At 66.0% G+C, this 7,445-nt stretch carries 8 protein-coding genes; 1 reads left to right on the top strand and 7 read right to left on the bottom strand.

The annotated features are described in order from the left end of the window. The 4 genes from V6M39_RS07670 to V6M39_RS07655 form a co-directional block, all read right to left on the bottom strand. On the bottom strand, positions 1-537 hold a 537-nt coding region (locus V6M39_RS07670; protein ID WP_332643217.1), incomplete at its 3' end, for an adenosylhomocysteinase. A gap of 98 nt (positions 538-635) precedes the next feature. Then, complete coding sequence (locus tag V6M39_RS07665) at positions 636-803, bottom strand: Trm112 family protein (RefSeq protein ID WP_332643215.1); 168 nt, start codon at positions 801-803, stop codon at positions 636-638. 9 nt (positions 804-812) lie between these two features. Continuing rightward, complete coding sequence (locus tag V6M39_RS07660; protein WP_332643214.1) at positions 813-2,171, bottom strand: phosphomannomutase/phosphoglucomutase; 1,359 nt, start codon at positions 2,169-2,171, stop codon at positions 813-815. Then, positions 2,168-2,491: a DUF3499 domain-containing protein gene (locus V6M39_RS07655; protein ID WP_332643212.1), complete on the bottom strand. Its 324-nt coding sequence runs from the start codon at positions 2,489-2,491 to the stop codon at positions 2,168-2,170. The genes V6M39_RS07660 and V6M39_RS07655 overlap by 4 nt, the downstream gene beginning before the upstream one ends. Before the next feature lie 48 nt (positions 2,492-2,539). Between V6M39_RS07655 and V6M39_RS07650 the strand changes: the two genes are divergently transcribed. Next, positions 2,540-2,980 (top strand): metallopeptidase family protein, encoded by a 441-nt coding sequence (locus V6M39_RS07650; RefSeq protein WP_332643211.1) that lies wholly within the window; start codon positions 2,540-2,542, stop codon positions 2,978-2,980. On the opposite strand, the gene V6M39_RS07645 is transcribed toward V6M39_RS07650, so the two are convergent. Genes V6M39_RS07645 through V6M39_RS07635 form a run of 3 tightly spaced genes read right to left on the bottom strand, consistent with a single transcriptional unit; the run spans position 2,977 to position 7,432 of the window. Beyond that, the gene (locus V6M39_RS07645) at positions 2,977-4,329 is read right to left on the bottom strand and encodes a DUF5719 family protein (RefSeq protein ID WP_332643210.1); all 1,353 of its coding nucleotides are present in this window, start codon (positions 4,327-4,329) and stop codon (positions 2,977-2,979) included. The genes V6M39_RS07650 and V6M39_RS07645 overlap by 4 nt on opposite strands. Next, positions 4,326-7,142: a glycosyltransferase family 2 protein gene (locus tag V6M39_RS07640; protein WP_332643208.1), complete on the bottom strand. Its 2,817-nt coding sequence runs from the start codon at positions 7,140-7,142 to the stop codon at positions 4,326-4,328. Before V6M39_RS07640 ends, V6M39_RS07645 begins: the two co-directional genes overlap by 4 nt. A 35-nt stretch (positions 7,143-7,177) precedes the next feature. Continuing rightward, entirely contained in the window at positions 7,178-7,432 is a 255-nt protein-coding gene (locus V6M39_RS07635; protein WP_309967624.1) for a WhiB family transcriptional regulator, read from the bottom strand. Between the last annotated feature and the right edge of the window lie 13 nt (positions 7,433-7,445).

The following is a 7,445-nucleotide window of genomic DNA, read 5'->3' as shown; positions in this document are numbered from 1 at the left end:
GGCGACCGAACGGGCCAGCACGCGCAGCACCTCCTTGAACTCCTCGTTGTCGGTGCTGTCCTGCGAGGGGACGACGCCGGTCTTTTCGTACTCGACGCCGAGGTGCAGCAGCATCGTGATGTCACCACCGTCGTCGAGGAGGACGTTGGGGCCGCCCTCGGCGAAGTCGAAGACCTTCTCGGCTTCGTCCCAGTACTCGGCCAGCGTCTCGCCCTTCCAGGCGAAGACGGGCGTGCCCTTGGGGTCGTCGGCGGTGCCGTCACGGCCGACAACCACTGCGGCAGCAGCATGATCCTGGGTCGAGAAGATGTTGCACGTGGCCCAACGGACATCGGCGCCGAGGTCCACGAGGGTCTCGATCAGCACCGCCGTCTGGATCGTCATGTGCAGGGATCCTGCGATGCGAGCTCCGGCGAGAGGCTTGTCCTTGCCGTAGCGCTCGCGCATGGCCATGAGGCCTGGCATCTCGTGCTCAGCGAGCTCGATTTCCTTGCGGCCGTAATCGGCGAGGGACAGGTCTGCGACGTTGAAATCCATGTCGCCCATCGTACCGGCGGCCTTCCCGTAGCGCCGAATCGGATCCACCGTCCCTGGCTGGGGGCTCAGGCACTTTCGACGATCGCCGCTCTCGACTCCTAGAGAGCCCGGGCCTCGTCGACCAGCATCACCGGGATGTCGCGACGCACGGGATATGCGAGCGAGCAGGCGTTGCACACGAGCTCACTCGCCTCGTCGTCGACGAACAGCGTCGCGCGACATTGGGGGCAGACGAGGATCTCGAGGAGAGCCGGATCAAGGTTCATGTTTCCACCTTACCGACGTATAACTGCGAGAACCTCGTCACGTACGCGTGCCATCTCCGCCTCGGTGTCAGCCTCGACATTGAGGCGAAGCAACGGCTCGGTGTTCGAGGCACGCACGTTGAACCACCAGGTATCACCCTCAACTGTCAACCCGTCGAGTCGGTCCTGCGGCAGGTCTCCGTAGGTCTGCGACAACGTCTCCATCACGGCCGGTCCATCTTTGACCGTGCTGTTGATCTCGCCAGACGCGACGTAGCGCTCGTACTGAGCCATGAGCTCCGAAACCGTTCCTTCTGTCTCGGCGAGCGCGGCCATCACGTGGAGTGCGGCGATCATCCCGGAGTCTGCGAGGAAGAAGTCCTTGAAGTAAAAGTGTCCGGAGTGCTCGCCCCCGAAGACCGCTCCCGTACGCGCCATCTCGGCTTTGATCAGCGAGTGGCCGACCGGCGTACGTACGGCGGTACCGCCGTTCTCGGTGATGATCTCCGGAACGGCCTTGGACGTGATGACGTTGTGCAGGATCGTCGCGCCCGGCGTCGTGATCAGGGCGCGCGATGCGATCAGGGCAGTGATGGCCGACGGTGACACGACGTCACCGCGCTCGTCGACGACGAAACAACGATCGGCATCGCCGTCGAACGCCAGTCCGATGTCAGCACCGGTCTCGAGCACCTTCGCTTGAAGGTCCACCAGCGTGCTGTGATCCAACGGGTTGGCATCGTGGTTGGGGAATGTCCCGTCCAGCTCGAAGTACATCGCGGTCAGCTCGAGGTTGAGTGGAGCGAACACCGACGGAACCGTGTGACCAGCCATGCCATTGCCAGCGTCGGCCACAACCTTGAGCCGACGACCAGCGGGCATGGGCACGAGCTCATGGAGGTAGTCGGCGTACCGACTCAGGGCGTCCAGCTCTTCGTACGTGCCTTGGGGATCGGCCGGCACCGGTGAAGCCATGAACCCTGTCGCCTTCTCGGCGATCGCGGACAGTCCCGTGTCGTAGCCGATCGGCTTGGCTCCGGCTCGGCACAGTTTGATGCCGTTGTACTCGGCCGGGTTGTGGCTCGCGGTGATCATGGCGCCGGGCAGGTCGAGATCACCCGAAGCGAAGTACAGGAGGTCGGTCGAGGCCAACCCGATGCCGATGACATTGCCGCCCTGGGTGCGTACGCCGTCGCTGAATGCCTCGGCCAGCACAGGCGAGGTGTCTCGCATGTCGTGGCCGATCACCACAGTGCCGCCGGTCGCGACGCCCGTCTCAAGCGCGAACGCCATACCGAGCGCAAAGGTCATCTCGGGATCGAGTTGCTCGGGCGACAGGCCCCGAACGTCATAGGCCTTGACCACGGCCTCCAGTCGGGGATCGATCACGAATCAGGTCTCACAAGCCTCAGCGCGGGTGGACCGTCCGGCACGGGTTGAGCGGGGCGGCCAGCTTCACGTACGGCGTCTGCGAGAGCCAGGAGGTCGTCACGGCTCGGTGCTCCAGCTTCTGGATCGGGTGCCAGTCGAAGCACGCTCCAGCCCTGTGGCGCCGACATGCGCTGCGAGTGCTCGACACACAGGTCGTACGTGTGCGGCTCGGCAGAGGTGGACAGCGGTCCGAGGACTGCGGTCTGGTCGGCGTAGACATACGTCAGCGTCGCCACGGCTTGCATCGAGCAAGCCGAACGGGTGCATCGTCTGACCATGTGGTGAGGCTAGCCGCCTCGAAGTCAGCACCGCGTTAGGCTCACCGTATGGATCACCTCGGCGGCATCGTGAGTGGTCCCCGGCCTGGCCGGATGCGTGATCGTCGAGGCACCGGTCTGCGTGGGCCCATGGCCATGCCAGGTCCGCTTTCTCCGCGCAGCGTGCCGGCCCACCGCACCCCTCGTGAGTCGTTCGACCTTCTCGTTGGCGATGTCCTCGGAGCACTCGACCACCACTTTTCGGCCGAGCCTGACCACGTCGACATCGTGGTCGAGGAAGCACCGCTGCTACCGCCCGAATGGACCGATGAGGTCCCGCTGAGCATCGTGGCGGCTCGGCCCGGCGCAATGCGCGTCGTGCTGTTCCGGCTCCCGATGACCCATCGTTGTCGCAACAAGGCCGACCTCGAGGATCTCGTCTGGTCAGTCATCCTCGAGCGCCTTGCCGAGGTCTGGCGCATGTCGCCCGACGACCTCGATCCCCGCTAGTCGATCGGACGCACCTGCGGAGCCAGCACTCTGATCGGCGCGGACAAGAGTGCGAGCGAGCTGACCCGACCGCCATCGCGATAGGTCGCGGCGCCGTACACCTCGGTCTTGCTCTGCACCACCAGGTAGGCAATGCCCTTTTGCTTGAACTTCTTCGCGATGTCGAGGTGCTTGGTCGTACCGCCCTCGATCGACATCGTGACCTCGCCGAGCTCTTTCATGTCCCGGTTGTACGCAAACACCTGGACGGCGGCCGTCTTGCGAGGCGCAGTCAGGATCAGGTCCGGAGCGCTGACGCCCTCGCCCAGCTTGACCGGTACGACCGCCGGGCCGTCGAGTGCCAGCACTGACTCGGCGTACGCGTAGTCGAGCTCATTGGGCGCCATCCGCACCGTCGCCGCCACCGGAGCATCCGAGGTGACTCTCAGTGCCTGGCGGGCTCCACCAGCTGTGCTCGGCACCTCGACGAGGCGAAGAGACCCACCCTTGACCTTGATGGCGTCGAGGCCTTCCGGCTTGAACGTGCTTTTGGGCCCGATGACGTCGACCTCGACACGCGCTGTCGTCGTACCCGGGTTCAGGAGTACGAGCGTGCGGCCGTTGGCTCCAGACACCAGTCCGCCAACCACCTGGCTGCGTCGGGGTGGGGCGGTCGCGGTCACCGGCTCGGTACCTCCGAACACGGCGGTGGAGAAGTCGTTGACGACGGCGGACACAGCACCGCGACGTCGCAGTACGCGAAGTGCCAGCTCCGGCTCGCCGGCCGCACGGTCCTCGAGCTGAACTCGGCGGGTCGTATGTGGCTTGATCACGATGCTCTTGGCGCCGACGGCGTCGATCTTTCCGTCCGGACCCCACAGGTCGAGATCGACCGCGGCAGGAGCTGTCGTCCCGTTGGTCAACGTCACCGAGGAGAAGTGCTTGACCCCGGAACCGAGGCCGAGGAACCACGCGGAGTCCACGCTGGCCGAACACGACCCAACGCTCAATCCCCCACCTCCCGACTTGGGGGAGACGAGACCGAAGAAGCCGGCGGGGCCTGACCCACGACCTTGCTGCTCGACGATGACTCCCCGGCCGTCAACCCGTGCGGTGCGCCAGCTCTTCGTGCCGCCGAGATCCTTTTCGGCGGTCTTGCCAGGCAGGACCGTTGCCGTACCGTCGGTGCCCGGCGAGACCTGCCCAGCGGCCACTGTGATGCCGCCGCCAGCTGGGCATGCGTACGTCGTCTGGGTGACCTTCGCACCTCCGGGTGGGCGGGGATCCTCCGACGACTCTGGGGCGAGGTAGGCACCAAGGACGAGCCCGGCTGCGACGAGCGGGATGCCAATTGTCCGGTAGCGGATCATGTCGTGGCCTTCTCTTCCTGAGGCAGGTCATCCTCGAGAAGCGGCTCAAGCGCGCGCCGGCGAACCGGCGCCGTGAGAACGATGGCGAGCAACCAGGCCAGGACCTGCAGGCCAGAGACGATCGGATGCCACAGGGGTGCCGTCGCCCCGTCGGACTTCGGCTCGATCGTCAAGGTCCACACGCGTGATCCCGGCGAATCACTGCCTGCGGGCGCCAGGAGGGGTGCGCCGTCCACTCGGCGGGCGACCTCTGGATCTACGGTCGGGGCATAGATCGCATCGATGCCGTGAGCGCTGAGCACGCGGATGTCTGCGGCGGTGGCGTTCGCGAGCACCCGACGTACGGCCGCCGTGAGCTCCTTGGTGGCCGGGGAGGATCCGGCTATCGCCTCTTGGCCGAGGTACGGGCCGTCGCCATCGACGACGCGATAGTCAATGCCGTTGGCGACGGTGCCCGTCAGGACGAGGGTGTTGCCTGGACGATCGGCGAGGAAGACAGGGACCACTGCGGTTCGTCCGATGTCGAGTGGGTCGGCGTTGCCGCGTCCCAGCCACCACGTCGCTGTGCCGATCGGCATCACCAGCGCGGCGACCACCACGGCGACCAACGCTGGCCTGGACAGCCGCCGCCACGCTTCCGGCGCGGCGAGCAAGACCGCCGACAGGAGGCCACCGATCCATACGACAACTGGCACTCCCACCCACGGCTCGATCGGTGCGGGTCCGGCATGCGTCGAGTAGGTCACCAGGGTGCCGACCAGCGCAACCGCCAGTCCCAACAACGCGACCAGCCACGACAGCTCGACACCCAGTCGCGTACGGCGTGACCAGAGCGCGAGTACCGCGAGCACCAGCAGGCCGACGGTGAGCCAAGCAGGCGCCGACACACCACCAGCGCGACCAAGCACAACATCGATGGCAGTCGCAGAGCCGGGTAGAGGGAGTCCCGCTTCCCACCACATCCGCCAGGGCCGAAGCGCTCGCTGGAACAGCCAGGGCCCGAGCAGAACCAGGGGGACTCCGGCCGCTGCCAGGAGATAGCGACTCACCCAGCGACCCTCGGCGTACAGCAGGATCAACAGACCGCCGAGCCCCAGCACCAGAGCGATCGGCGCAAACGCGGCAGCGACAGCAATCCAGATACCGACTCGCAGACCGAGCTGCCAACCCGGAGTCTCAGCGAGCTGGATCGCGGTGTTGACGACAATCGGCAGCACAATCAGAGCCACGACCGTCCCGACGCGTCCCTGGCTCACGGCACCAGTTGCGACGATGCTCAGCGCGTAGGCGACGGCGCAGGCGATGCGCACGCCGCGATGCGGAGACAGCACGCGACCCAACCGGTGAGCCGAGAGCGCAGCGAGTGGGACTGCAAACAGCATCAGGACCCACACGACCAGTCCCGGCTGGAACCACACAGGCGATGCGACAAGAGCCAACGGAATGGCGAATGCGGGTGCGAGCACACTCGCCGTCGGCAGCTCGCGGCCGCGGTCGAACAGCAACGACCACCAGCCATAGGCCGACTCCGGGGAAGCAGGAAGCGCGCCGCCGTGCAGGCCCGCACCGAACAGCCCCCGGGCGGCAAACAGCGACAGGATGACCAACACGAGCACGACCGCGAACCAGGGACGGCGCGCCAGGATCGATGGCACATCGTCGAGATCGTCCGCCTCGTCCGGCGACTCGTCAGGTCGCGTGGACCTCCGACCAACTGTCGCGACGGCTTCAGGTCGCACCAAGGCTGTGATCGTCTCGCGGGCGATGTCATAGCCGTGCTGATACGGCAGCCAGTACGGAGCCAACAGCCCGCGGATCTCCCGATGTGGTCGCTTCGCCGTCCTGGCTCGGTTGCGTCGACCCTTGAGCAGCCGGATCGGATGTGTGTACGCCGATCGCAGCGCCAGCAGCTCATCGCTCGCTGCCTCGGGATCCTTGCCGACCAGGAATGCGGCTACTCGGAGCAGTGATCCGATGAACAGACGGACACTCTGGAACAGGAAGAACGGTGTCGGAGTGTTGACCAGGAGTGTGTAGAGCGCGGCACGGCGCGGCTCCCAGTGCGGCACGTCGCTACGCGAGCGCCGACGGGTGCCGCGTCTGGACGCTTCGGCGTGGAAGAGAACCGCCGTGGGAGCCGTTCGCGTTCGGTAGCCAGCCCGCGCGACCCGCCAGCCGAAGTCGATGTCGTCGCCGTGCAGGGGCAACCGGCGATCAAATCCGTCGAGCTCGTCCCAGACATCGCGGCGGATAAGCATGCCAGCTGTGTTGACGGCGAGCACGTCGCGCTCGCGATCATGCTGGCCCGCGTCTGGTTCGCCGGTCTCCAGACCTGTCTCGCGTCCGCCAGTCGACGTGATCGTCAGGCCCACCTCGAGGAGGCGGCGCAGCGATGGCCACTCCCGGATCTTCGGGCCGACAACGGCAATGTCCGGTGCAGACGTGGCGGTGTCGAGCAGACCAGACAGCGTCCCGGGCAGAACTGCCGAGTCGTCGTGAAGCAACCAGATCCAGTCGGTTCGCGGTAGCGACTCGAGCGCCAGTCGTACGGCGTCCCCGAAACCCGTACCGGACGGAGCGATCGAAACGCGTCCATCACCGAACGAGTCGCGGAGCATGTCGGCACTGCCGTCCGTGGACGACACATCGACGACCTGCCATGCCGTCGGTGCGAAGAACATCGAGCCCAGTGAGGCAATGACCTTGGGCAGCCAGGTGGCGCCGTTGTGGGACACCAGAACCGCCGCCACAGTTGGCGGCGCGTCCAGCCAATGACGCGTCGTCTGAGTCTCGTCCACCGGTTTTTCCAGCACAGGGATCGACCCTAGTGGACGAGGCTAAGCGGAGGTCAGGCTCGCTTCTTGAGCTTGCGCCTCTCGCGCTCGGACAGACCGCCCCAGATGCCGAACCGCTCATCATGGCCGAGGGCGTACTCGAGGCATTCACCGCGGACGTCGCAGGTCAAACAGACCCGCTTGGCCTCGCGCGTCGATCCGCCCTTTTCAGGGAAGAACGCCTCGGGGTCAGTCTGAGCGCAGAGGGCTCGCTCTTGCCACATGAGTTCTTCATCGAGCTCCGGCGGCAGACCCAAATCGAATGACATACTTGAAATTACA

The organism is Aeromicrobium sp. (genome assembly GCF_036675695.1).
In the GTDB taxonomy this organism is placed as follows: Bacteria; Actinomycetota; Actinomycetes; order Propionibacteriales; family Nocardioidaceae; genus Aeromicrobium.
This window is presented reverse-complemented; position numbering and strand designations above follow the sequence as displayed.